Origin of the sequence: Ruegeria meonggei, assembly GCF_900172215.1 — a bacterium.
GTDB classification, from domain to species: Bacteria; Pseudomonadota; Alphaproteobacteria; order Rhodobacterales; family Rhodobacteraceae; genus Ruegeria; species Ruegeria meonggei.
Genome location: NZ_FWFP01000005.1, coordinates 12,159 through 35,600 on the forward strand (window position 1 = coordinate 12,159; position 23,442 = coordinate 35,600).

At 58.2% G+C, this 23,442-nt stretch carries 21 protein-coding genes and 1 tRNA gene; 7 read left to right on the plus strand and 15 right to left on the minus strand.

The window, feature by feature from the left end:
* Nucleotides 1-14 precede the first annotated feature (14 nt).
* Complete coding sequence (locus RUM8411_RS09095; protein WP_085822393.1) at nt 15-458, plus strand: hypothetical protein; 444 nt, start codon at nt 15-17, stop codon at nt 456-458.
* A gap of 158 nt (nt 459-616) precedes the next feature.
* On the opposite strand, the gene RUM8411_RS09100 is transcribed toward RUM8411_RS09095, so the two are convergent.
* Complete coding sequence (locus RUM8411_RS09100) at nt 617-1,813, minus strand: BCCT family transporter (protein ID WP_085822747.1); 1,197 nt, start codon at nt 1,811-1,813, stop codon at nt 617-619.
* Between the two features lie 193 nt (nt 1,814-2,006).
* Here RUM8411_RS09100 and RUM8411_RS09105 point away from each other — a divergent pair, with 193 nt between their 5' ends.
* From RUM8411_RS09105 to msrA, 3 genes are all read left to right on the plus strand, one after another.
* Nucleotides 2,007-2,894, plus strand: coding sequence for a DMT family transporter (locus RUM8411_RS09105; protein ID WP_085822394.1), 888 nt, complete (start codon nt 2,007-2,009; stop codon nt 2,892-2,894).
* A gap of 164 nt (nt 2,895-3,058) precedes the next feature.
* Entirely contained in the window at nt 3,059-3,508 is a 450-nt protein-coding gene (msrB, locus tag RUM8411_RS09110) for a peptide-methionine (R)-S-oxide reductase MsrB (protein WP_085822395.1), read from the plus strand.
* Nucleotides 3,505-4,014: a peptide-methionine (S)-S-oxide reductase MsrA gene (gene msrA / locus RUM8411_RS09115; protein WP_085822396.1), complete on the plus strand. Its 510-nt coding sequence runs from the start codon at nt 3,505-3,507 to the stop codon at nt 4,012-4,014. The genes msrB and msrA overlap by 4 nt, the downstream gene beginning before the upstream one ends.
* Before the next feature lie 24 nt (nt 4,015-4,038).
* Here the strand turns inward: msrA and RUM8411_RS09120 are convergent, their stop codons facing one another.
* The 8 genes from RUM8411_RS09120 to RUM8411_RS09155 all read right to left on the minus strand — a co-directional run bounded on the left by RUM8411_RS09120 (nt 4,039) and on the right by RUM8411_RS09155 (nt 16,292).
* Entirely contained in the window at nt 4,039-6,042 is a 2,004-nt protein-coding gene (locus RUM8411_RS09120; RefSeq protein WP_085822397.1) for a hydantoinase/oxoprolinase N-terminal domain-containing protein, read from the minus strand.
* 72 nt (nt 6,043-6,114) lie between these two features.
* A complete protein-coding gene (queG, locus tag RUM8411_RS09125) occupies nt 6,115-7,152 on the minus strand; it encodes a tRNA epoxyqueuosine(34) reductase QueG (protein WP_085822748.1) in 1,038 nt (345 codons plus the stop codon).
* 75 nt (nt 7,153-7,227) lie between these two features.
* On the minus strand, nt 7,228-7,893 hold the full coding sequence (fzlA, locus tag RUM8411_RS09130; protein WP_085822398.1) for an FtsZ-binding protein FzlA: 666 nt from the start codon (nt 7,891-7,893) through the stop codon (nt 7,228-7,230).
* Nucleotides 7,894-7,950: 57 nt separating this feature from the next.
* Complete coding sequence (gene mtgA, locus RUM8411_RS09135; RefSeq protein WP_085822399.1) at nt 7,951-8,685, minus strand: monofunctional biosynthetic peptidoglycan transglycosylase; 735 nt, start codon at nt 8,683-8,685, stop codon at nt 7,951-7,953.
* A 39-nt stretch (nt 8,686-8,724) separates the two neighbouring features.
* Nucleotides 8,725-9,675 (minus strand): Hint domain-containing protein, encoded by a 951-nt coding sequence (locus RUM8411_RS09140; RefSeq protein ID WP_085822400.1) that lies wholly within the window; start codon nt 9,673-9,675, stop codon nt 8,725-8,727.
* 186 nt (nt 9,676-9,861) lie between these two features.
* Complete coding sequence (gltB, locus tag RUM8411_RS09145; protein WP_085822401.1) at nt 9,862-14,394, minus strand: glutamate synthase large subunit; 4,533 nt, start codon at nt 14,392-14,394, stop codon at nt 9,862-9,864.
* A complete protein-coding gene (locus tag RUM8411_RS09150) occupies nt 14,391-14,828 on the minus strand; it encodes a GFA family protein (RefSeq protein WP_085822402.1) in 438 nt (145 codons plus the stop codon). Before RUM8411_RS09150 ends, gltB begins: the two co-directional genes overlap by 4 nt.
* Before the next feature lie 30 nt (nt 14,829-14,858).
* Nucleotides 14,859-16,292, minus strand: a complete 1,434-nt coding sequence (locus RUM8411_RS09155) for an NAD(P)-dependent oxidoreductase (protein ID WP_085822403.1) — start codon at nt 16,290-16,292, stop codon at nt 14,859-14,861.
* 230 nt (nt 16,293-16,522) lie between these two features.
* On the opposite strand from RUM8411_RS09155, the gene RUM8411_RS09160 reads away from it, so the two are divergent.
* Nucleotides 16,523-17,326, plus strand: a complete 804-nt coding sequence (locus RUM8411_RS09160) for an undecaprenyl-diphosphate phosphatase (protein ID WP_085822404.1) — start codon at nt 16,523-16,525, stop codon at nt 17,324-17,326.
* On the opposite strand, the gene RUM8411_RS09165 is transcribed toward RUM8411_RS09160, so the two are convergent.
* The gene (locus RUM8411_RS09165; protein WP_085822405.1) at nt 17,327-18,310 is read right to left on the minus strand and encodes a complex I NDUFA9 subunit family protein; all 984 of its coding nucleotides are present in this window, start codon (nt 18,308-18,310) and stop codon (nt 17,327-17,329) included.
* 199 nt (nt 18,311-18,509) lie between these two features.
* On the opposite strand from RUM8411_RS09165, the gene RUM8411_RS09170 reads away from it, so the two are divergent.
* A tRNA-Leu gene (locus tag RUM8411_RS09170) sits at nt 18,510-18,596 on the plus strand.
* Nucleotides 18,597-19,034: 438 nt separating this feature from the next.
* Entirely contained in the window at nt 19,035-19,217 is a 183-nt protein-coding gene (locus RUM8411_RS09175; RefSeq protein WP_085822406.1) for a hypothetical protein, read from the plus strand.
* A 32-nt stretch (nt 19,218-19,249) separates the two neighbouring features.
* On the opposite strand, the gene RUM8411_RS09180 is transcribed toward RUM8411_RS09175, so the two are convergent.
* From RUM8411_RS09180 to RUM8411_RS09200, 5 genes are read right to left on the minus strand one after another with little or no spacing between them, the layout of a single operon-like run.
* Nucleotides 19,250-19,945 (minus strand): RraA family protein, encoded by a 696-nt coding sequence (locus RUM8411_RS09180; protein WP_085822407.1) that lies wholly within the window; start codon nt 19,943-19,945, stop codon nt 19,250-19,252.
* Nucleotides 19,942-20,637, minus strand: a complete 696-nt coding sequence (locus RUM8411_RS09185; protein ID WP_085822408.1) for an alpha/beta fold hydrolase — start codon at nt 20,635-20,637, stop codon at nt 19,942-19,944. The genes RUM8411_RS09180 and RUM8411_RS09185 overlap by 4 nt, the downstream gene beginning before the upstream one ends.
* Nucleotides 20,634-21,758, minus strand: coding sequence for a cobalamin-independent methionine synthase II family protein (locus tag RUM8411_RS09190; RefSeq protein ID WP_085822409.1), 1,125 nt, complete (start codon nt 21,756-21,758; stop codon nt 20,634-20,636). Before RUM8411_RS09190 ends, RUM8411_RS09185 begins: the two co-directional genes overlap by 4 nt.
* Before the next feature lie 9 nt (nt 21,759-21,767).
* A complete protein-coding gene (locus RUM8411_RS09195; protein WP_085822410.1) occupies nt 21,768-22,370 on the minus strand; it encodes a class I SAM-dependent DNA methyltransferase in 603 nt (200 codons plus the stop codon).
* Nucleotides 22,367-23,326 carry a cupin domain-containing protein gene (locus RUM8411_RS09200; protein ID WP_085822411.1) on the minus strand — a complete coding sequence of 320 codons (960 nt, stop codon included), beginning with the start codon at nt 23,324-23,326 and terminating at the stop codon, nt 22,367-22,369. Before RUM8411_RS09200 ends, RUM8411_RS09195 begins: the two co-directional genes overlap by 4 nt.
* Nucleotides 23,327-23,442: the final 116 nt, after the last annotated feature.

The window sequence follows — 23,442 nt, forward strand, 5'->3', positions numbered from 1 at the left end:
TTGAGGGAACCGCCATGAAAACAAAGATTCACGCCATCGCGGGCGGCATCGGCTTTGTAATGATCCTTCTCTTCTGGACATCAACGGCCACCAGCGAGCTCTTTGCGAGCCACGAAACAGTCGCAACCATCAAGGCATTGATCCTGAAAGGCATGTTCATTCTCATCCCGGCAATGGCTATTGCCGGCGGAACAGGTATGGCAATGGGCCGGAAACGCAAGGATGCGCTGACGAAAGCCAAGAAAACCCGCATGCCTGTCATTGCGTTGAATGGTTTACTGATCCTCGTACCCGCCGCCTGGTTTTTGGCTGGCAAAGCCGCTGCTGGCGAATTCGACAGCACATTTTATACGATTCAGGTGATTGAACTAATCGCCGGGGCGGCCAACCTCACGATGATGGGACTGAACATTCGTGATGGCTTGCGAATGACCGGTAAAATTCGGAGGCCTCGCTGAAGATGTGGTTCCATCCCAGGCATGGCCAAATTGCCGACACTCGAGCAAACGCAGCGAATTGGTGCTATGTCCGCATAGCGAACATCCGCAAAAATAGATGCTCCCAAAAGGAAAACAGGCACCACATGAGTGCCCGTTTCAGGTTCTGAAGCGACTGATTAGTGAACCGTCTCGACCTTGTGGAAGTCCAGGTCACGATCTTCAGGCATTGAATCGATGCTCAAGACCTCTTTGCGCTTGGTGATCAGGATAAAGACTACGCAGGCCAGATAGAGCCCGACGACCACGGCACCGATCCACTGAATCTGCAGCCACTGGCTCTGGAACAACAAGGTCAGAGCAAATAGCAGCGCAACATTGCCAGCCACGTAAGGCGTCTTACCGAACCGCTCGACCGTCATATTCAGGTTGTCTGTATAAAGCCTAATAAGGGAATCAAGCGAGTTGATCACGAAGGTCACGCCCACGATCACCATGGCGATATTGGTAATGCCCGCAGTGCTGAGACCGTTCAGGTGATAGTAATACAGAACGGTGAACCAGATCCCCAGCGGGATTGACGGGAAGATCAACAGCGCCGCCAGAAGCTGCCAAGTCTTCAACCCACCCACAAAGCGTGAAGTGAACTGACCGATCATGATCGACCATGCGAACCACCAGAACAGGTAGAAGGCGTGATAGTCGGTCAGCGGCAGGACAAATTTGTGCAGATTGCCGAAATAGGCGCTGATGTTACTGCCGGTTTCGACAAACCCGCCGATGCCCATTCCCGCAGCGATCCACATACCCAGGATTAGTGACAGGAACAAAAAGGTCGAGCCCACTGACAGGATGCGTACGTATTTCAAGTCGGTCGAGGAATACGCCGCCGCCAGAATGACCACAAACACGATCACGTAAAAGGTGGTGACCACGGATTCACCGTCGCCAATCTCGGGCAGGTAGCCGGGCAGGTAGATCAGGAACAGGCTGGCGGTGAAAGCGCAGGTCCCAATGATGACTACGTTGTTGATCAGCTTGACCACTGGGATCTCAAAGAACTTTACCCGCGGCTCGATCACGCAAAAATAGAAGGCCGTCAGGAAGTAGAAGGCCCAGATCAGAAAGCCCCAAAACCCGAACTCGATCGCCAATGGGTTGGCAAAGGCATAAGCCGGTTCTTCGGCATAGCCGCCGAATTCAGTCAGGGGAAACATGATCAGACCGACGTCCAGACCGGATGTGAACAGAATGGCAATGAACGTGAACAGATGAACGGGAGTGACGCCTACACATCGCAGGTTCCACCACTTCACCACAAAGAAGGCGACCAGTCCCAAAGCCAGCAGGACGCCAAACGACAGAATGAACTCCAGAAACACCGGCAAACCCCCTTTGATGCGGCATACACTCTGGGCTTTTATTATTTACTGGCCAATCAATCAATAAAAACGAATCTATTTCCCGTTTTGCTCATTTTTTCTGCCTTTATTGGTGTTCACTATTACTGGTGCTTGTGGCGTGCTGCAAAATCGGGAACAGTCCCGAAGATGTCAAAAGGGGGATGCAATGGATCTGCGCGCCATGGCCATGGGGCTGACATTTGCGTTGATCTGGTCCTCGGCCTTTACCTCGGCCCGGATCATTGTGGCCGATGCATCGCCGCTGTTTTCCCTGGCGCTGCGGTTTCTGATCTCGGGGCTGATTGGAGTCGCAATTGCGCGCGCGATGGGCCAAAGCTGGCGCCTGTCACCGTCACAATGGTATGCGACGATCCTGTTCGGAATCTGCCAGAATGCCCTGTATTTGGGCCTGAACTTCTATGCGATGCAAACTATCGAGGCCTCTGTAGCCGCGATCATCGCTTCGACCATGCCACTGTTGGTGGCACTGGCAGGCTGGCTGTTTCTGGGGGAAAGGCTGCGGCCCGTCGGGGTGGCCGGGCTGTTTGCCGGTTTTGCAGGCGTCGCAGTGATCATGAGCAGCCGGGTCGGTGCAGGCTTGGATATGTTCGGCGTGATGCTGTGTGGGATCGGGGCGCTGGCGCTGACCTTTGCCACGCTCGCGGTGCGCGGCGCGACATCGGGCGGCAATTTCATGATGGTGGTTGGACTGCAGATGCTGGTCGGATCGGGTGTCCTGTTCGTTGCCGCCCCCCTGTTTGAGACGATCTACATCCATCCCACTGTGCCTCTGGCACTGGCATTCACCTATACGACCCTGTTCCCCGGACTGCTGGCCACATTGATCTGGTTTCTGCTACTGGACCGAATCGGAGCGACCCGTGCGGCCACGTTCCATTTCCTCAACCCTGTCTTCGGGGTGACCATTGCCGCGCTGTTGCTGGGTGAAAAGTTGGGTCCGCTGGACGCGATTGGCGTACTGGTGACGACGCTGGGAATTCTGGCGGTTCAGGTGTCGCGACAACCGGTTCGGGGCAGCAAAGACTCGGCCTGACTCGGCAACTTTAAGTAATCAGATCTGGAGCCTGGCCCATAAGATGCCACAACCGGGCCCTGGGGACCACCCGCACGAGGTCGCGAGGCGGTTGAAACATGGCTTTGATTTCCCCGACACCACGCCCAAATAGTGTACAACACGCAAAACCCTCCGGAGGAGCCATGACCCGCTACACCAAAGACCCTGAGGCCATCGCCGCCCTCTCACCCGAAGAGTTTCACGTCACGCAACGCAGCGGGACCGAACGACCGGGCACAGGCAAACACCTGAACAACAAAGAACCTGGGATTTACGTCGATATCGTGTCGGGCGAGCCATTGTTCGCTTCGACCCACAAATACGAATCCGGCTGCGGCTGGCCCAGTTTTACCAAACCTATCGTGCACGCGCATGTCGACGAGTTCAAAGACAGCACTCTGGGCATGATCCGCACCGAGGTCCGCTCGAAACACGGGGATAGCCATCTGGGGCACGTGTTCCCCGATGGCCCGCGCGAACACGGCGGGCTGCGCTATTGCATCAACTCTGCCGCGCTGCGGTTCATCCATCGCGACGAGATGGAGGCCGAAGGCTATGGCGAATTCCTGATCCATGTGGAGGACATCCAATGACCGAACACCGCGCCGTTCTTGCCGGAGGCTGCTTTTGGGGCATGCAGGACCTGATCCGCAAACTGCCCGGCGTTTCGCGTACCTGCGTCGGATACACCGGCGGTGACGTTCCCAACGCCACCTATCGCAACCATGGCACCCATGCCGAAGGGATTGAGATCTGGTTTGACCCCGCGAAGACCACCTATCGCGACTTGCTGGAGTTCTTTTTCCAAATCCACGATCCCACCACCGCCAACCGTCAGGGCAATGACCGGGGGATGAGTTATCGCTCGGCCATCTACTATGTGGATGACGGGCAGAAACAGGTGGCCGAGGATACGATTGCGGATGTGAATGCCAGCGGCATCTGGCCCGGTAAAGTCGTGACCGAGGTCGAACCCGTCGGCGCGTTCTGGGAAGCCGAGCCCGAGCATCAGGATTACCTTGAGCGTCTTCCCAACGGATATACTTGCCATTTCCCCCGCCCCGATTGGGTACTGCCGAAACGCGACGCGGCTGAATAAACGGGTTTGCCCTCCTTGCGGGGGCTAACCCGACGCCACCCGAGGTCGTCCGCTGGCCTCAACCGTCACCATCGCCTCGACAAACACCTCCTGCGCTTCAATCCGGGCAGTGCGGATATCCCGGTCAACGACCACACGGATATCCTCGGCCCCGGCCTGGCGGACTGCACCTTCGGCCTCTTGCCGCAACACGGATTCCAACAGGGCCAGTGCTGCGTCGGATTCGTTGAAATCCTGCGGGCCATCTTCAAGATGGACCCGGTAGCGACCCTCGGACGGTGAAGTCACCGTGCCTGACCGGCGCAATGTCAGCCGTCCAACCACCGCGCCGATGGCATTGGCAACCCCGGCATGTTCTGGCAGGATCATGCGGCAATGCAGCCGGTCCCCAACAGCTGGGTAATAGCTAGGGGCAGAGGCTCCCAGACCCACAACATCAACATTAATCGACGTATCCAGAGCCAGCAAACCGCGATGCCGGGCCAACCCTTTTTGCGTCAAAACGTGGCGCGCAAGATCAGCGGACGGAGCCCCAAATCCCTGCGCTTCTTCGGCAAAAGCAGTCTCTAATAAGGTCAAAGCGGTTTGATCCGTCAGCTGATCCACAATCATGTGCGCCAGAACCTCCGGCGCCGAGGCCAACATATCACCCGTCCCGATCCGTTTGCGCGCCATCAGCTCCAGTGCTTTACGCGCAGCTTCTGCATCCCACGAATCTAACCGCTCCAGAACGTGGCTGGCATCCGACGGCGTCACGCCCGAGACCTGAACGATCCCGCGATCTACCAGCCGCGTCAGTGCACCGTTTTCCATTCGTGTGCGCAGCAGGTCGCTCAGAGGCAGAACCTGGTCTCCCAACCGCTCCAACAACGCTTCTTCTCGTGCGCCCAACCCATCTGCGTGGATTCCGGGAATGCGGCGAGCAAACCGTGTGTCATGCTCACCCACCGTCGTGGCCCGCAGCTGTGCGTCCAGAACGGCATGGACCGCCTTGGGTGCCTCTGACGCGATCAGCGACACTGGCAGGACACGCCGTGGCCCCAGAAACACGCCGCCACGCAGCCCTTCGGTGACCACATGCACTTGACTGTCGCCGCCCAGACCATGCGTGCGCATCGCCACGGCCTCGACCATGGTCCGGAACCCTCCAACCCGCGCACCTGCGGGGTCAATCGCGGGCTTGCCGTCCCGGATCAGCGCCACATCCGTCGTCGTCCCGCCAATATCCGATACCAGAGCGTTCTCTGCCCCGGTCAACCAGCTGGCTCCAACGATCGACGCCGCTGGTCCGCTGAGAATGGTCTCAATCGGTCGCTCTCGCGCTTGGTCCGCGCTCATCAGCGCACCATCACCGCGCACCACCATCATCGGCGCGGTGATGCCCAGTTCTTGCAAGCGAACCTGCGCACGTCCGATCAAACCGTCGATCATCCCGATCAACCGAGCGTTCAAAACAGCTGTCACTGCACGCTTCGGACCGTTCAACTTGGCCGACAGATGGTGCGAACAGGTCACCGGCGCACCGGTTCTTTCGGCGATGACTCGCGCCGCTTCAAGCTCATGCGCCGGGTTCCGCGTGGCAAACTGCGCCGCCACTGCATACCCCGAAATCCCTTTATGAGAGTCTAAAAATGCCTCAAGCGCAGCCCTGTCCAGCGGCGCAGATTCACCCCCGGCATGGCTGTGACCGCCAGAGATCACCAGCGCCGGATCGCCTTTCAAGGCGTCCTGCAGACCGTGCTTTTCCAGATCACTGTCTTTGAACCCGATATATACCAGCGCAACGCGCCCACCCTGCCCCTCGACCAGTGCATTGGTGGCCAATGTGGTCGACAGGGACGCCATCGAGATCTGATCCGGAGAGACCAGCGCCTGATCCAGCACCACCTGAATTGCCTGACCCACGCCAATCGCCAGATCCGCGCGCGTTGTCAGCGCCTTGGCTGAGGCGATCACATCGCTCTCATCCCGGATCAACACCGCATCCGTATAGGTTCCGCCCGTATCTACCCCCAAAGCCAGCGCCATCGGGATCTCCTTACTGTTCGCTGCAAATGGGTGTAGCGTTTTGGACCGACACGTCCAGCCTGTTTGCGGCAACTACGACAGTTGTTTCACCGCCCAACGGGCGGCATCGGCCACCGTCGGATCGGAATCCTCGGCCAAACCCTGCGCAACAGGTTTCAAACCCTGCGCGCCAGAATTACCGATGGCATAGAGCACATTGCGCACAAACCGGTCCCGCCCAATGCGTTTGATGGGCGATCCGGAAAACTTGGCCCGAAACGCGGCATCATCCAACGCGGCCAGTTCAGCCAGCGCAGGCGCTTTCAGGTCGTCACGCGCGGCGTAACGCAGATCGCTGGCCGCGACAGCAAACTTGTTCCACGGACACGCCGCCAGGCAATCATCGCATCCATAAATACGATTGCCGAGCTTCGCGCGCAGGTCTTCGTCGACCGGACCTTTGTGCTCGATGGTCAGATAGGAAATGCACCGCCGCGCATCGAGCTGATACGGTGCTAGGAAAGCATCCGTCGGACAGGCATCCAGACAAGCCCGACAGGTCCCGCAATGATCTACCTCGGCCATGTCCGACGGCAATTCCAAAGTGGTAAAAACAGAGCCGATAAAAGCCCAGTTGCCCCAATCCCGACTGACCAAATTGGTATGTTTCCCCTGCCATCCCAACCCGGCAGCATGGCCCAGCGCTTTTTCAGGAACCGGCGCTGTGTCGACAAAAACTTTTACCTCTCCGCCCGCCTCACCAATCAACCAGCGCGCCAGACGTTTTAGGCGCTTCTTCACCAGATCATGGTAATCTTTGTTTTGCGCATAGACGGAAATCGCACCGCACTCCGGGTGATCCAGAACCGCGGTGGGATCATGCTCGGGCGTGTAGCTTTCGGCCAGCATGATCACCGATCGTGCCTCGGGCCATAATGCAGCCGGGTCGCCCCGCCAATGGGTCCGCTCAGCCATCCACCCCATCTGCCCGTGATAACCGGCCTGCAAAAACGCCTCCAGCCGGTCAGGAACTTCGGGTACATCCCAAGGCCTGCACACGCGGCATGACACGAAACCTTCGTTCAGCGCCTGTGCCACCATCTCGTCCTTTAAACCCGATCCGCTCTTCATCTGGCCAAAAATATCCTCGGGGGTGAATTGGCCCACCGGGCCAAGAGGGGGCAGACAGCCCCCTGACCCAGCCTATCAGAAATCCAGATCAGCGTAATGGGCCGGTGGTCGAAACCCGGGCACCTGATCTGCCAGAATTGACCTGAAGGCCGGGCGCGACTTAATCTTTGCATACCAGTCCTTGACCGCTTGCGACCGGTTCCAGTCCACGTCCGAGATATAGTCCAGCGCCGATAGATGCGCCGCAGCCGCAAAATCGGCCAAAGTCATCTGATCCCCGGCCAGCCAGCGGCGGTGATCCAGCAACCAAGTCATGTAATCCAGATGGTATTTGATCGCACGCGCGCCTTGTTTGACGTTCTTGCTGTCAGGATAGCCCTCGCCGGTGACTTTTTTATTGACCCGCTCATACAGCAGTTTCGCTGTGACCTCGTGGTGAAATTTGTCATCAAACCAACCCACCAGACGTCGCACTTCGTACCGAGCCTCTGGGGATTTGGGCATCAGTGACGGTTCCGGGCGCGTTTCCTCGATGTATTCACAGATGGCGGCGCTTTCCGACATGGTTTGCCCGTCCAGACGCAGCACCGGCACCTTGCCAGCCGGGTTCCGGCGCAAAAAATCCGGGTCTTTTTCCCAGTATCGCTCCTCGACCAGCTCAACTTCGATTTTCTTTTCCGCCAGCGACAAACGGACCTTGCGGCAATACGGGGACAGGGGAACGTGAAACAAACGCGCCATGAGCTTCCAATCGAACCAGTGATACCCCCCAGCTTTAGCCTTGTGAGGGCACCAGTTTCAATCCTCGAAACAATCCGCGCGGCCATCTGCGCGGATGGTGGCCGCCCCATCCAGGATCGCAGCCGCGCGTCTGCGGGTCCGAACCGAAGGATCGGTGACCGATCTGTTACGCGGGGACGGCAGGATCGCCGCAATCCGAGCGGCCTGAACCTGCGACAGCTGAGCGGCGGATACATTGAAATTTCCTTGCGCCGCAGCTTCGACACCAAACATGCCCTGCCCGGTCTCGGCAACGTTCAGATAAACCTCAAGAATCCGCTGTTTGCTCCAGACAATCTCAACCACTGGCGTGATTGAGGTTTCTAGTGCCTTACGGATCCAGCTGCGCCCTTGCCAAAGAAACACGTTTTTTACCACTTGCTGCGTAATGGTCGACGCGCCGCGCGACCCGCCATCTTCCAGGGCGTCACGGATCGCTTCGACGTCAAACCCCCAATGTAGGCAGAAATTCGCATCTTCGGCTGCAACCACCGCGCGCGCCATGATCGGAGAAATTTCCTCAATGGGAACCCAATCGCGTTCGACCTTGCCCAACCGCCGCCATTCCGACCAGATCGTATGGGTCACAGGAGGGTTTACCACTGAAAAAAGCGCCACCAGACCCACCACAAAGACAACCACACCTAACGCAGCCCGACTCAACCAACGGCGAATCCGCATTGATGTTTGTTTCTTTGCTTTTGACGCTTTGCTTTTTTTATTGCTCGATTTGCGCGCTGCTTTTTTTGCCATGCGGTTGCTATACGATGCGACGTCCGAGTTTGGAACGGTCTAAATCGCCAAAGCGCGCGCCTCACGCGGGCGCACAACGGGGCGTGCGGTTTCGGGCAGAACCGGATTGCGGGCATTCAGCTCGGGGAACAGGCGCAGCACTTCTGCCCTGGTATCTTTGTCCGATTGGGACACCGCATGGCCAGGATAATAGCTTTCGCTTTTGGCCCCGTTGGCGATGACAATTTCATGCCGCGAGAATAGCAGGTGAATATAGTCAACCTCACCACCCTCAACCCGGGTAACAGTGTCGCCGTTGACCAGACAATGCGCGGCGATCAGCACTTCGGAATGCCCAAACAGATAGGGCGCGCGCCAATCCTCAACCAACATGCGATGCTGCGGTGACACTGTCAGCGGCTGCTGCAACCCCAGCACATCAGCCTCAAACCGGATCGGCGCCAGTTTGCCCTCAGCCTGGACCCGAGTGCGACCCACCCACAGCAAAGGCTGTGCACCGTGATCAGCGGTGGTGATCATATCCCCGGGTTTCAAATCTTCGACGCGGCGGGGCCCTTCTGGCGTGTCGATCAGTGTTCCGGGCGTGAAACAGGGCGGGCCAAGGTCGTCGTTGATGATGTCAACCGACCCGAAGGACCCGCCGGTATCACTGAAATCCGTGGCGCTAGAACTGACAAAATCACCGTTTTGCAGAACCTGGCCATCAGTCGGTGTAAACACCTCGCGCCCATCGGCCAGATAGAAGGTCACGCCGGTGTAAGTGACCTGCGATCCGTCAGACAGCTGAATCGTCACCATGTCGTTGAAGTACGAGGCCGTGATGTCGGACCCATCTACCGAGTCGTTGTCGAGCCGGTTGATCAGGTCGTCATCATTCTGGTCGATGATATCAAGCTTTTGAAACGTCAGGGCCGTTCCCGGGGCCGTGCCATTGGCACCAGGGTTTGCCGGGTCCAGAATGAAGAACTGATCTGTATGGGTCGTCGGCATACACCTGCTCCTGCGAACTCATAAAACTGGGATGCAGTATGGCTGCCAATCCCGAACAAACTGTGGCCATAGCTAGGCGCGATCTATGAAAAAACGCAAGAAATCTAACCAAACTGGCAAAAAATCATTAAAACCCGCGTGTTTTTTGTGACACGCGGGTTTTAGAATCATCGGTGAAATGCCGGTTTATTCAGCTGGAATTGCTGTTGCTTCGTTTGACAGTGGATGGCTGAGCTTGTTCAGCATTTCTTTCGGGCAGACCTGCAGGAAGTGGGATTTCTCAACCTCCCAATGCTGCAAAATGTCTGCCGCCTTGCGGCTGAAGGTTTCCGCCTGATGGATTTCGACCAGTGACTTCAGCTGGGATTCCCAATGGTCGACGGTCACCGGGCAGGTTACCAGCGTTTCCATGTTCATCAGCGCCTGCGCCTTGCCGTCGGGGTCGTACAGATAAGCCATACCGCCCGTCATTCCCGCACCAAAATTAGCACCGATACTGCCCAGAATCACAGCCACACCGCCGGTCATGTATTCACACCCGTTCGAGCCGCAGCCCTCAATCACCACCTTCGCGCCCGAGTTGCGCACCGCAAACCGCTCGCCGGCGCGACCGGCTGCAAACAGGTGGCCATCTGTGGCACCATACAGAACGGTATTGCCAATGATGGTGTTGTCATCCGCCTTCAGCGGGCTGACCTGCGGCGGGCGCACAACGATCATGCCGCCCGACAGGCCCTTGCCGACATAATCGTTGGCATCGCCTGACACTTCCAACTTTAGCCCCGGGGCAGCGAAAGCGCCCAGCGACTGACCGGCAGAGCCCTGCAGTTTTACATGCAGGTGATCCGATTGGAACGTGTTCCGCATCCCGAAATTCTGCACGATATGGCTGGAGACACGTGTCCCCACAGTCCGGTGCGTGTTCTGGATCGCGTAGGACAGCTGCATCTTTTCGCCATCCCGCAGGAACCGGGCCGCATCGCGGACAATCTCAGCGTCCAGTGTATCCGGCACCGCATTCCGGTCCTTGTCGCGGTTATAGACAATGTTATGCGCGCCATCGACGGTGATCAGCAGCGGATTGAGGTCGAGGTCGTCCAGATGTGCCGAACCCCGGCTGACCTGCGCCAGCAGATCGGCCCGCCCGATGATGTCGTCAATAGACCGCGCGCCAAGGCTGGCCAACAGTTCGCGAACTTCCTGTGCGTAGAACGTGATCAGGTTGACCACCTTGTCCGCATTGCCGGTGAACTTGGCACGCAGGCTTTCATCCTGCGTACAAACACCAACCGGGCAGGTGTTCGACTGGCACTGACGCACCATGATGCAACCCATCGCGATCAAAGCGGCAGTGCCGATGCCGTATTCCTCGGCCCCCATCATCGCGGCCATGACGATGTCACGACCAGTGCGAAGCCCGCCATCGGTCCGCAGGGTCACGCGATCGCGCAGGTTGTTCATCGCCAGAACCTGATGCGCCTCGGTCAGGCCCATTTCCCACGGCAGACCAGCGTATTTGATGCTGGTCGCAGGCGATGCGCCAGTGCCGCCATTGTGGCCTGAAATCAGGATTACATCTGCCTTGGCCTTGGCAACGCCGGCGGCAATCGTTCCGACGCCCGATGACGCCACCAGTTTGACCGTCACCTTGCAGCGTGGGTTGATCTGTTTCAGATCGTAGATCAGCTGGGCCAGATCCTCGATCGAATAGATATCATGGTGCGGCGGTGGTGAAATCAACGTCACGCCCTTGGTTGAATGCCGCAAACGCGCGATCAGGTCGGTGACCTTCATGCCGGGCAGCTGTCCGCCCTCACCGGGTTTTGCACCCTGGGCGACCTTGATCTCCAGCTCTTCACACTGGTTGAGGTATTCGGCGGTTACCCCAAACCGGCCCGAAGCCACCTGTTTGATCTTGGCAGACGGGTTGTCGCCATTGGGTTCCGGTACGAAATGCGCCGGATCTTCGCCGCCTTCGCCACTGTCGGACTTTGCCCCGATCCGGTTCATCGCCACGTTCAGCGTCTTATGCGCCTCGGGCGACAGCGCACCCAGCGACATGCCCGGCGTCACAAAGCGTTTGCGGATCGAGGTAATCGATTCGACCTCTTCAATCGGCACTGGCTTGCCCAGCGGTTTGAAATCCATCAGATCGCGCAGGTGGATCGGCGGGTTCGATTGCATCTTGGCCGAATACTGCTTCCACAGTTCATATGAGGCTCTGTTACAGGCCATTTGCATCATATGCATCGAGGTCGCTTCCCACGCGTGGGTCTCACCCGATTTCCGTGCCTTGTAGAAGCCACCAATAGGCAGGACGTCCAGACCGCTGTCCCAGCCCTTGGCGTGAATTTCCTCGACCTTGGTCTGAATACCAGTGACTCCGATGCCGGAAATCCGGCTGGTCATACCAGGGAAATACTCAGCCACCATGGCACGGCTGAGGCCAACGGCCTCAAAGTTCAAGCCGCCGCGATAAGACGAAATCACCGAAATCCCCATCTTGGCCATGATCTTCAGCAAGCCTTGATCGATGGCATCGCGGTACCGCGCGACATTTTCAGTCAGGGTGCCGTCCAGCAACCCACGATCAATGCGATCGGCCAACGAATCCTCGGCCAGATAAGCGTTCACCACGGTGGCGCCACAACCGATCAACACGGCAAAGTAATGCGGGTCCACACATTCAGCCGACCGCACGTTCAGCGAACAGAACGTCCGCAAACCCTGACGGGTCAGATGCGAATGCACCGCGCTGGTCGCCAGGATCATCGGTATCGCCACCCGACCTTCACCTGAGTTCATGTCGGACAGCACCAGATGCCCGGCACCAGATCGCACTGCCTCTTCAGCTTCGGCTCTAATACGGGCCAATGCAGCGCTCAGGGCACCACGACCGGCTTCAAAACTACAATCAATTTCGGCCAAAGGTGAACCAAACGTTTCGACCAGCTTGTCCCACTGTGCGTTGCCCACAAAAGGGCTGCCCAACACGATGATCTCAGTCTGACTGCTGTCTTCGTCCAGCACGTTTTTCAGGTTCCCAAACCGCGTTTTCAACGACATCACGCGGTATTCCCGCAGGCTGTCGATGGGAGGGTTAGTCACTTGGCTAAAGTTTTGGCGGAAGAAATGGCTGAGCGGGCGGTACTGTTTCGACAAAACCGCCGAGGGCGTATCATCACCCATCGAGGCCAGGGACTCTTTGCCGTCCTCTGCCATTGGGGCCAGAATCTGTTCAAGCTCTTCAATCGAATAGCCCGCCGCAATCTGACGCTTGCGCAACTCTTCGCCGGTGAATTTCGGCGTTTCGGTCACGCCCGCAAGCGAATCGTCCAGATCGTTGATCTTGCCGACCCATTCGCCAAAGGGCAGGGCGCGCGCCAGTTTGTTCTTGATCTGCTTGTCGCGGAACAGTTTGCCCTTTTTCATGTCCACGGCCAGCATCTGACCGGGACCCAGAGCGCCTTTTTCCGTCACACTGGCCTCGTCAATCGGCACCATTCCCGCCTCGGATCCAGCGATCACCAAACCATCGCCGGTCACTACGTACCGCATCGGGCGCAACCCGTTCCGGTCCAGACCCGCGCAAACCCAGCGTCCATCGGTCATCGCCAGCGCCGCAGGGCCATCCCATGGCTCCATCACCGAGTTGCAATAGGAATACATATCGCGCCAGGCCTGCGGCAATTCCACCGCCTGCTTTGACCAGCTTTCAGGCACCAGCATGGTTTTCGCCATCGGCGCAGACCGCCCCGCGCGTACCAGAACTTCAAAAACCGAGTCTAATGCGGCTGAATCTGAAGATCCCCCGGCGATGATCGGTTTGATATCCTCGGCATGGTCGCCAAAGGTTGCGCTGGCCATGCGGATCTCATGGCTCTTCATCCAGTTGGTGTTGCCTTTGAGCGTATTGATCTCACCGTTATGGGCCAACATGCGGAACGGCTGTGCCAACCACCATTGCGGGAAGGTATTCGTGGAATAGCGCTGGTGATAAATTGCGAACGCGGATTCAAACCGTTCGTCCATCAGGTCGGGGTAGAATACCGCCACCTGTTCCGCCAGCATCATGCCCTTGTAGATGATCGACCGGCAAGACAGAGATGCCAGGTACAGCCCCGAAATTCCGGCAGCCGCAGCGGCTTTTTCAATACGGCGGCGAATGACGTAAAGCTCGCGCTCAAAGGTTTCTTCGTCCACACCCTTGGAGTTCGAGATCAGAATCTGTTCGATCTCGGGCCGGGTCGCGTTGGCCTTTTCACCCAGGCAGGTCACATCGACCGGTACGTGCCGCCAGCCATAGATGTAATAGCCCATGCGCAGAACTTCGGTTTCCACGATCGTCCGGCATTGTTCCTGCGCACCGAAATCGGTGCGGGGCAGGAACACCTGGCCCACGGCGATCAGTTCGTCCATGTTGGGCTCGTGCCCGGTGCGGCGGATCTGGTCATAAAAGAACGGCACCGGGATCTGAACGTGGATACCCGCGCCATCGCCGGTTTTGCCATCCGCATCCACGGCACCGCGATGCCAGATCGCCTTCAGCGCGTCGATCCCAGCATTGACCACCTTGCGCGAGGCCTTGCCATCAACAGACACAACAAGGCCGACCCCGCACGAAGAATGTTCTTCTTCCTCGGAATAGAGACCGTTTTCGGCCATGAACTGACGTTTGGCTTCTTCGGCCCGTACCCAATCGGCATCATATTTGGTCATTGGCTGTCTCCTTCTTCCGGCAGGGCATACATGGCTTCGACCTCGGCTGTGGTCATCTGCCGGCGCTCGCCTGCGAACGCGTACCCGTCGGGCTTTTTGTCGATAAATAATTCCAGTTGCAGTGAATGGCCTGCGCCATTGTCAAACAAGCCGGCGGCTATCTGCGTATGTCCGTGCATTTCACCGGGCAGAGTGATCCGGTACCACAGCGCCGATCCGCACTCGGCGCAAAAGGCGCGCTCGGCCCAGTCGGACGAAGTGAACACCTTGACCGGACCAAGTGCAGCATATCCGGGCTCGGCCTGAAAGGTCACCAGCATCGAGCTGGTCCAGCGGCGGCACTGATCGCAATGGCACGCGCCCAGCGCATCCCGCGCCGGGGTGGCGGTCACCGTGACCGCGCCACACATGCATTGGCCTTGCAATTCGGTCATTCCTGACCCTCCTGTCGCTGGGCTATGGGGTTACTCGGCCGCTACGGCTGCTTTGGTGTTGAGCCGGTCGATGATCGCATCCGCGCAATCGCGCCCGTCGCGGATGGCCCATACAACCAGAGACGCACCACGCACGATGTCGCCGATGGCATAAACGCCGTCCATCTCGGTCTCGCCGGTCTGGAAGGCAGCCTTGACGGTGCCCCAACGGGTGACCGGCAGATCAGGCTGACCAAATAGGGTAGGCAAGTCTTCGGGTTCGAATCCCAGCGCTTTGATCACCAGATCGGCGTCCTCTACATAATCAGCGCCCTCGATCACTTCGGGGGCCTGTCGGCCAGACGCATCAGGTTGACCCAGACGCATCTTCTGCACCATCACACCTGCAACCGTGCCGTCACCTGTGAAACCCTTGGGTGTGCTGAGCCATTCGAACACCACTCCTTCTTCCTCGGCGTTTTGCGTTTCGCGCTGTGAACCGGGCATGTTGGCCCGGTCGCGACGATACAGGCATTTGACCGAAGTCGCGCCCTGACGGATCGAGGTGCGCACACAGTCCATCGCGGTATCACCGCCACCGATCACAACCACCTTTTTGCCTTCGGCGTTCAGGCGACCATTGTCAAAATCTTCAACCTCATCACCAAAGCTCTTGCGGTTTGAGGCGGTCAGGAAGTCGATCGCTTTCTCAATTCCGCTCAAGCCGCTGCCCGGCATGGACAGATCGCGCGATTTATACACACCCGTCGCAATGATCACGGCGTCATGCTTGGCACGAATATCCGCGAACCTGGCGGCATCGACATCGCAGTTCAGCTCAAACGTGACGCCGCCATCCGCCAGCAGGTCATTGCGGCGCTGCACGACATCTTTTTCCAGTTTGAATCCCGGAATGCCGTACATCAACAGACCACCTGCGCGGTCGTGGCGGTCATAGACGGTGACCTGAATGCCTGCACGACGCAACAAATCCGCCGCGGCCAGACCACCGGGTCCGCCGCCGATGATGCCAACGCTTTCCGGCCGTTCCGCTCCGGGCGAGACGGGTTTGACCCAGCCTTTGTCCCAGGCGGTATCGGTGATGTATTTCTCAATCGAGCCGATTGTGACCGTGCCATGACCAGATTGTTCGATTACGCAGTTGCCTTCGCACAGGCGGTCCTGCGGGCAGATGCGGCCACAGATCTCGGGGAACGTGTTGGTTGCCTGGCTGGTCTGATAGGCCTCTTCCAGGCGACCGGTCGCCGTCAGGTTAAGCCAATCAGGGATATTATTGTGCAATGGGCAATGCGATTGGCAATAGGGCACGCCGCACTGGCTGCAGCGACTGGCTTGCTCAGCTGCTTTTTCTGCCGCGTATTCGGCATAGATTTCGTCAAAGTCTTCCTTGCGGTCACCGGCGGCACGCTTTTCCGGCATGACGCGGTCGATCTGCACAAATTTCAGCATCGGTTGCTTGGCCACGGGTCGGACTCCATGAATTGGCTTGGTCGCGTTTCTTTAAGGGATGAATAGTCGAATGAAAAGTCAAATATACTGACCTAATTTCAAAAACTTTGGGTCACGCGACCAACCATACGGAAAATTTCGACGTTTTTAGTACCGAATCGGACCTATATGTGCGCTTTCCTTTTCGGCACCACACTTATACCCATTGAACACAAAGAACACGTGACGGCAGCACGGGCAGTGATATGAGTTTTCTCCAGTTGATTCTTGCGGCGGTCATTCAGGGTATCACTGAGTTTTTGCCGATTTCCTCATCCGGTCATCTGATCCTACTGCCCGCCCTGACCGGGTTGGACGACCAGGGGCTGGCCATCGATGTGGCAGTGCATGTCGGCACGCTGGGCGCGGTGGTCCTGTATTTCTGGTCGGACGTGAAACTGGCGATTGCGGGCCTGCCGCAGGCCTTGATCGGGAAAACCGATACACCACAGGCGCGTTTGGCGATGGGGCTGATCATTGCGACAATCCCCACGGTGATTGTCGGGACCATCCTGTTCAAATCCGGGCTAAGCCAATCTCTGCGATCCATGACCGTAATCGGCTGGACAATGCTGGGATTTGGGCTGCTGTTGTACTGGATGGACCAAAAAGGCGCCCAGACCAAAGAGGCCGACGACTGGGGGCCGCGCGATGCGCTGATCATGGGTCTGTGGCAGGTTCTGGCGCTGATACCGGGCACATCCCGATCCGGCATTACCATCACCGGAGCGCGGCAGCTTGGATATTCGCGCGAAGACGGGGCCCGGATTGCGATGCTAATGTCCATCCCGCCGATTTTGGCGTCCGGAGTGCTGCTGTCGGCCGAAGTGATCCACGAGGCAAACGCACAGCTGGCCATTGATGGCGCCATCGCCGCGCTGTTCGCCTTTCTCTCTGCGCTGCTCGCCTTGCATCTGATGATGCGCCTGCTGCGTAGCGTCAGTTTTACGCCCTATGTTATCTATCGTGTGATATTGGGCGCGATCCTGCTGGGGATCGCCTACACCTGATCAGGTCCGCAGATTGTTGGCTGAATTCTGGATGTCGTCATACTGACCCGAGGGGCGGAATTTCCACAGATAGTCGGGCAAGATGGATTCCAAAGTCGCAGGCTCGATCCCCAGATCGTCAAACCCTTTTGCGCCCTCAGACACTACATTGTCGCGGCGCAGGTTCTTCAGTTGGTCCCGCGTAAGAATGTGGTTCGGAAACAGCTGAAAACTGGCGAATTTCGCAATGTCCAGCATCCCGGCCATGATCCGGGCTACAAAGAAAGGAATCCCGATGATGACGCGGCGGCGATAAATCACCCCCAGCATCTGATCCATCAACGCACGGAACGTTTTAACCTCGGGCCCGCCCAGTTCATAGATGCCGGCCTCAGCCTTACCCAGGGCGCCCTGAACGGCAGCCTTGGCCACGTCATCTACATAGACCGGTTGAAACCTGGTGTCCGCCCCAACCAGAGGCAGGAACGGCCCCATCCGGGTCATCCCGGCAAATCGGTTAAAGAACTGATCCTCGGTCCCGAAAATGACCGAAGGACGCAGGATCACCGCATCCGGCATATGGGCCAGAACACCGGCCTCACCCTGTGCCTTTGTCCGGGAATACGCACTGACAGACTCTGCATCGGCACCAATGGCCGAGATATGAACCATTCGTGCGATTTTCTGATCCGCCGCAAGCCGCGCGATCCGCTCGGCCCCGTCGGCCTGCACCGCATCAAACGCGTTTTTGCCAAGCTCGTTCAGAACACCAACGCAGTTGACCACCGCATCCGCTCCGCGCATGGCTGCCGCGACGGACGCGTCATCGCGGATGTTGCACAGAATGGGTTCGACCTGACCGACAACACCGTATGGTTTGACGAACATCGCCTCGTTCGGGCGCCGCACCGCAACCCGCACACGCCACCCTGCATTCGCCATTCGCCGTGCGATATACCGGCCGACAAATCCCGATCCGCCGTAAATCGTGACCATTTTGGACATGAGAGGGCTCCTGCTGATGGGTCCTGATCCGATTTACCGCTCAAAGCTCCGGCAAACAAGGCGCAATAACGCCGCGCGTCTGCGAAAAAAACCGCGCACTGAAAGGGCTGCCGGGTGGGGAACAAAAAACTTTCAGGAAACTTTCCGAATCTGGTTGACGCCCTCGGCCAGTCGGCTTAAACGCCCCTCCACGACACCTGCCCAGGTGGCGGAATTGGTAGACGCGCTAGCTTCAGGTGCTAGTGTCCGTATGGACGTGGAGGTTCGAGTCCTCTCCTGGGCACCAAATCCCCGACAAGATTTTCTACACTTACGGTATCAGCGATTGATATCGGTTGTCTGCGTTTCCTGTGCAACTGTGTCAGGGGGTGCGTCGGATCAAGACCATCCTGCGGCAGAACGGCCTTTTGACTTTGCGATTTCCGCCCGCCTGGCTCCATTCGGTTGGCCCGGGATAGTGACGCTACGTCGCATAAAAGCAAATGACACGTCAGGAAGTTTACGTAAACGTCAGCTGGGTAACATTTTTTTGACTGACCGGTTAAAAAATGACGCGAATTGCCGGATTCTTCCCCCTAACCACACCGTTCGTCTTGCCTAAATGCGCCATGTCGCTGCGGGCCACCACTCACGGATGACTGATCCTGGAGCCCTCTCCCAAAGAGTTCGGATCAGGCCCGCAGTGACACATTGATGGAAGCTATAGTGTTGAAGGAAATTGACGATGCCAATCAAATCAATTCTCAATCGCTTCAAGGCGACCAAAGCTGACCGCCGTTTTGCAGCCGGTAATCAAAAAACGTCCACGGGACGCAAAGGTCCGATGATCGAAAAAGCAGAACTGACTGCCCTGTTTCAAACCGTTCTTGAGGAGAAACGCGACGACCATCCGGTACGACGCAAGTAACCCTAGACACGCGGGAACCTGAAAGTGAGCATTCAGACCCGCGATTTTTCAAACATCCCCCAAGCCTCCTCAAAGGCCGCAAAATCAAAACCGGGCTGCGACGCCGCGTCCAGAACGATGCGCTCTGTGCTCAGCAGTTTTTGAATCGCTGCCTCCAGCTGGTTGATGAGGTCTTTGGGTATCACCAGCGCCCCATGTCGGTCCGCGTGGATCAGATCGCCCGGGTTTACCGTCAGGCCAAAGACCGAAACCGGCGTATCAATCTCGCGCACATGGACAAAGCCATGGCTGGGTCCGACGGACCCGGCGACAACCGGAAAGCCCTGCGGCAGGTCGCCCAGATCGCGCATGACACCGTCGGTCAATGCGCCCGCCATGCCAAACCCCTTGTGAACGGTTGTGTTGATCTCGCCCCAATAGGCGCCGATGCAATTGGGGAAATCGACATCTTCGATCACCGCAACCGAGGGCGCGGGGCCGTCCGCCATATACTTGTAATAGGCCATGCGACGCGCCTTGATGATCTCGGGTGCCTCGGCCGGGGGGTGAACCGCTGCAATCTTTGCGGTGCGGGCATACCCGACGACGGCGGGCTCGGACGGGGCTGAGCACAGCATTGTGCCGCGTGTAAAAGCATTGAACCCGCGTTTGCCTTGCGCCACCTCAATGGCGTTGCAGATCGTGGGCGTGTCGACCTTGCGCAACAGGGTCAGAAGGGACGGTGTCATGAGGCCTCCAGCCAGCGGATCAGTGCCGCGTTTGTTGTGTTGGGTTGTTCCAGGGTGGGCAGGTGCCCGGCATGATCAATGATGCTGAGCACGCTGTTGGGCAGAAGGCCGTGTATCAACTCGTGCCGCTCAACCGGGCATAACGTGTCTTCGCGGCCGCACAGAACCAAAGTGGGACCAGCATAAGCAGCAAGCGTTTGCGTCTGATCGGGGCGGTCCATCAGGGCTTGGGACTGGCGCAGGAATACTTCGGCACCAAGATCTGTCGCCATTTGCATGCACAGATCCAGAATAGCCCCAAGATGCGGGCCATCCGCCAGATAGTTCGGCTTCATCTCATCCCGCATCACCTGACGCAGCCCCCCCGCGCGTACGGCCGCCATCTGCGGCGCGCGCCGCGCTTTGACTTCCGCCCGTTCAGCCAGCGGATTGGTGTCCATCAGGGCCAGCCTCTCGACACGGTTGGGTGCTTGCCGAACGACCTCCATCGCCACAATCCCGCCCATCGACAATCCGGCCAACGCAAAGACCGGAGGCGCCGTTTGCAGCAAATCAGAGGCCATTTCCTGAACATTGTCAGGGCCTGACAAAGGGAAGGTCATGATCGGGCGGGCACCCGACAAGGCATCAATCTGCGGCCCGAACAGCCGGGCATCACACATCATTCCGGGCAGAAGAACCAGCGGCGTCATTGGGCAGCCAGTTGCGCGCCCTCAGCCAGCGAGGACAGTTTGGCATAGGCAATATCCGGGTCGACCGCACCAAAGCCCGCAAACGTGCCAAAGCCACAATCGCTGCCCGCTATCACCCGGTCGGCGCCGACGATATCGGTGAACCGGGTGATCCGCTGTGCAACAAGTTCGGGGTGTTCAACGAAATTGGTCGTGGTGTCGACGACGCCTGGAACCAGAACTTTGTCCTCCGGGATCTCGTGCTTGCGGTCCCGGAAGACCGCCCATTCATGGGCATGGCGCGGGTTTGATGTTTCAAACAGTACATAGCGGGAATTTGTTGCCATCAGCGTGCTGAACACCTTGTCCATGGCGATATCGCAGCAATGGGGCCCTTCATAGTTGCCCCAGCAGATATGCACCCGAACCCGGTCTTGTGGCACATTCTGCAGCGCGTGATTCAGAGCCTCGACATGCATGTTGGCAACGCGCAGAAATTCTTCGTCTGACAGATCGGCAAATAACATATGGCGCGACAGGGCAAGATCGGGGCAATCCAGTTGCAGGTCCAGCCCGGCTGCCACGATCGTCTCGTATTCCGCCTTCATCGCGTCGGCCAGCGCAGCCAGATAGGCCTCGCGGGTTGGATAAAAAGCGTTCTGCAGAAACAGGGAAATCACGCCAGGCGACGCCGCATTCATGAACCCGCGCGTGGCCCCATGTTCCGCCATTGCCGCCTTGAGGTTGGCTATGTCGGTCTCAAGCTCACCCTGACCTTTTGGGCGAACTTCGCCGGTGCATTGCGGGCGCGCATATTGCGGCGTGCCGCCTTCGTCGGCCAGACGTTTCAAAAAGCCAGGGAACATCTTCAGATCGGCAGGGGCATTGCGCGGGCTGTCCCCCGAAAAACCAGTATAGCGGTCCTTGACGTAGGTGGCATAAGAAATCTTCGAGGTCTCGCCATCGCTGACGATATCAATGCCCGCTGCGACCTGTTTGCGAACGGTCTCGGACACGGCTGTTGTCATACAGGTGTCGAAAGCCGCTTGGTCAAAGGGCTCGTCCCGTTCACGGGCAAAGATGAAATCCACCACGTCCTGCGTGCGCGGCAGAGACCCTACATGTGTTGTCTTTACGGGCATGGTGCCTCCTTAAGTCTTTCGTGCCATCAGAACAGTATGGCTTTGTGTTTCGGGATCCTGGGCCAGAAATCCCGTCATGATCATCCCGTTTTCTTCCAGACAGGCGGCGTAGGCCGCAGGTGAGAGAGAGGCGTGATACACCTGCTCGTCACCGACGGTGCCTTGTTCCACACCCGCGCTTGGGCCTACGGTCAACATCAACATACCGCCCTGCCGCAAGTGGCGCGCAATTCGGGCGATGCAGGCTTTTTGTTCATCCGCCGTCAGGTGGAAAAAGCTGTTCCAGGCGATGATCCCGTCGAAGGTCTGATCCAAATCGAATTCGCGCATATCCGCCTGACGCCAATCGCCGTCTGGCCAGCGGGTCCGCGCGATATTGAGCATGGCTTCGGAGAAATCGACACCGGTGACAATAAACCCTTCGGCCTTGAACCATCGAGCAATGGGTTCGCCGGTCCCGCACCCCAGATCCAGAAGGTGATCACCGGGTTTCAGGCTGGCGGTGAAGCGCGCCAGCCAGCGCGCTTCGAACAGGACCCGAGAGCGCTGTGCGTCATAGGCAGCAGCCTGCCGTTCATAAACAGCGCGGGTATCGTCGGGATCGACGGTCATCCGGCCCAGGTCGCCCCAGCCGCGTCATCTGTGGCAATGATCCGGTACAGCCCAGCCTGACCCGTCATCGACGGCGCGACGCTGTAGGTCTCGCCCGGCAGAACCAGAGCGGTGTCACCACCGGACAAGATTGCCTCGTAACCATCGACGGAGATGCGCCAATGTCCGCTGGCTGGCATCAGAACCACAGGTTTTTCAGCGCCGATAGGGTCCACCACGGCGGAACCGCGGGTCAGGAAATCAACTTCGAATCCCGGTTTGTCGCGGATCACACCTGCCTCTCCGATCACCTGCGCAGGTTTAGTCGCGCCCAGCGCCATCAGGTCCCAGTAACGGGCCACGTATTTTCCAACGACGCTTTCGACCGGAACTTCGGGGAAGGTCTTCAGCTCTTCTTCAGTCAGCACAGGCATCGGACGCACGTTATGCGGCAGCTCCTGTCCCTTTTTCGAATCGTACAGCACGCCATTGTCACCCAGCATCAGTCCATGCGCCTGCGCGTCCTCGATGACCTGAGGCGCCCATGTCACGCCACCGCCGGCATCGTCGCCGCCCAGGATCGCCATGATCATCCCATAGTCCTGGCCCACGTTTTCGAACCCGCGGAAGATACCGGTGGGAATGTTGAAGATATCGCCTTCCTCGGCAATGAACTCACCCGCCGTGCCATAGCGGCCCCAGAAGAACCGCCAGCGACCTTTGGCGACAAAGAACACCTCGGCCGTGGTGTGGCTGTGCAATGAGTTGCGGCAATTCGGCGGCTGGCCTGCGGCGCCAATGTTAAAGCCGATCTTGTCGGTGATATGGACGTGCTGGTCGGGTGATTCAGACACCCCGCCGCCAATGATGGTAAAGTTCTCTTTCTGGTCACTGCCCGGCGTATGGGCGTCGATAAAGGCGGTCTTGCAGGGTCTAAGTTCGCCGTAGCGGACAATGCGTTGTTCAATGGTGCTCATGGAAATCTCCTTACGGGTTGATGGTGCAACAGGGGGTATCAACCCGTTGCCCCTGGAGGCCTGTTGTTCAGCCGCCTAGCCCGCAAGGAGGCGCGGTGACAATGATATCGCCGCGC

Coding starts and splice junctions, on each gene's coding strand:
- RUM8411_RS09200 (WP_085822411.1), bottom strand. CDS start 23,326: ATGAGCACCATTGAACAACGCATTGTCCGCTACGGCGAACTTAGACCC.
- RUM8411_RS09120 (WP_085822397.1), bottom strand. CDS start 6,042: ATGGCGCTGGCTTTGGGGGTAGATACGGGCGGAACCTATACGGATGCG.
- msrA (WP_085822396.1), top strand. CDS start 3,505: ATGACCGAACACCGCGCCGTTCTTGCCGGAGGCTGCTTTTGGGGCATG.
- RUM8411_RS09105 (WP_085822394.1), top strand. CDS start 2,007: ATGGATCTGCGCGCCATGGCCATGGGGCTGACATTTGCGTTGATCTGG.
- queG (WP_085822748.1), bottom strand. CDS start 7,152: ATGAAGAGCGGATCGGGTTTAAAGGACGAGATGGTGGCACAGGCGCTG.
- msrB (WP_085822395.1), top strand. CDS start 3,059: ATGACCCGCTACACCAAAGACCCTGAGGCCATCGCCGCCCTCTCACCC.
- RUM8411_RS09140 (WP_085822400.1), bottom strand. CDS start 9,675: ATGCCGACGACCCATACAGATCAGTTCTTCATTCTGGACCCGGCAAAC.
- RUM8411_RS09195 (WP_085822410.1), bottom strand. CDS start 22,370: ATGACCGTCGATCCCGACGATACCCGCGCTGTTTATGAACGGCAGGCT.
- RUM8411_RS09095 (WP_085822393.1), top strand. CDS start 15: ATGAAAACAAAGATTCACGCCATCGCGGGCGGCATCGGCTTTGTAATG.
- fzlA (WP_085822398.1), bottom strand. CDS start 7,893: ATGGCGCGTTTGTTTCACGTTCCCCTGTCCCCGTATTGCCGCAAGGTC.
- RUM8411_RS09180 (WP_085822407.1), bottom strand. CDS start 19,945: ATGACACCGTCCCTTCTGACCCTGTTGCGCAAGGTCGACACGCCCACG.
- RUM8411_RS09160 (WP_085822404.1), top strand. CDS start 16,523: ATGAGTTTTCTCCAGTTGATTCTTGCGGCGGTCATTCAGGGTATCACT.
- RUM8411_RS09190 (WP_085822409.1), bottom strand. CDS start 21,758: ATGCCCGTAAAGACAACACATGTAGGGTCTCTGCCGCGCACGCAGGAC.
- RUM8411_RS09165 (WP_085822405.1), bottom strand. CDS start 18,310: ATGTCCAAAATGGTCACGATTTACGGCGGATCGGGATTTGTCGGCCGG.
- RUM8411_RS09175 (WP_085822406.1), top strand. CDS start 19,035: ATGCCAATCAAATCAATTCTCAATCGCTTCAAGGCGACCAAAGCTGAC.
- mtgA (WP_085822399.1), bottom strand. CDS start 8,685: ATGGCAAAAAAAGCAGCGCGCAAATCGAGCAATAAAAAAAGCAAAGCG.
- RUM8411_RS09150 (WP_085822402.1), bottom strand. CDS start 14,828: ATGACCGAATTGCAAGGCCAATGCATGTGTGGCGCGGTCACGGTGACC.
- RUM8411_RS09185 (WP_085822408.1), bottom strand. CDS start 20,637: ATGACGCCGCTGGTTCTTCTGCCCGGAATGATGTGTGATGCCCGGCTG.
- gltB (WP_085822401.1), bottom strand. CDS start 14,394: ATGACCAAATATGATGCCGATTGGGTACGGGCCGAAGAAGCCAAACGT.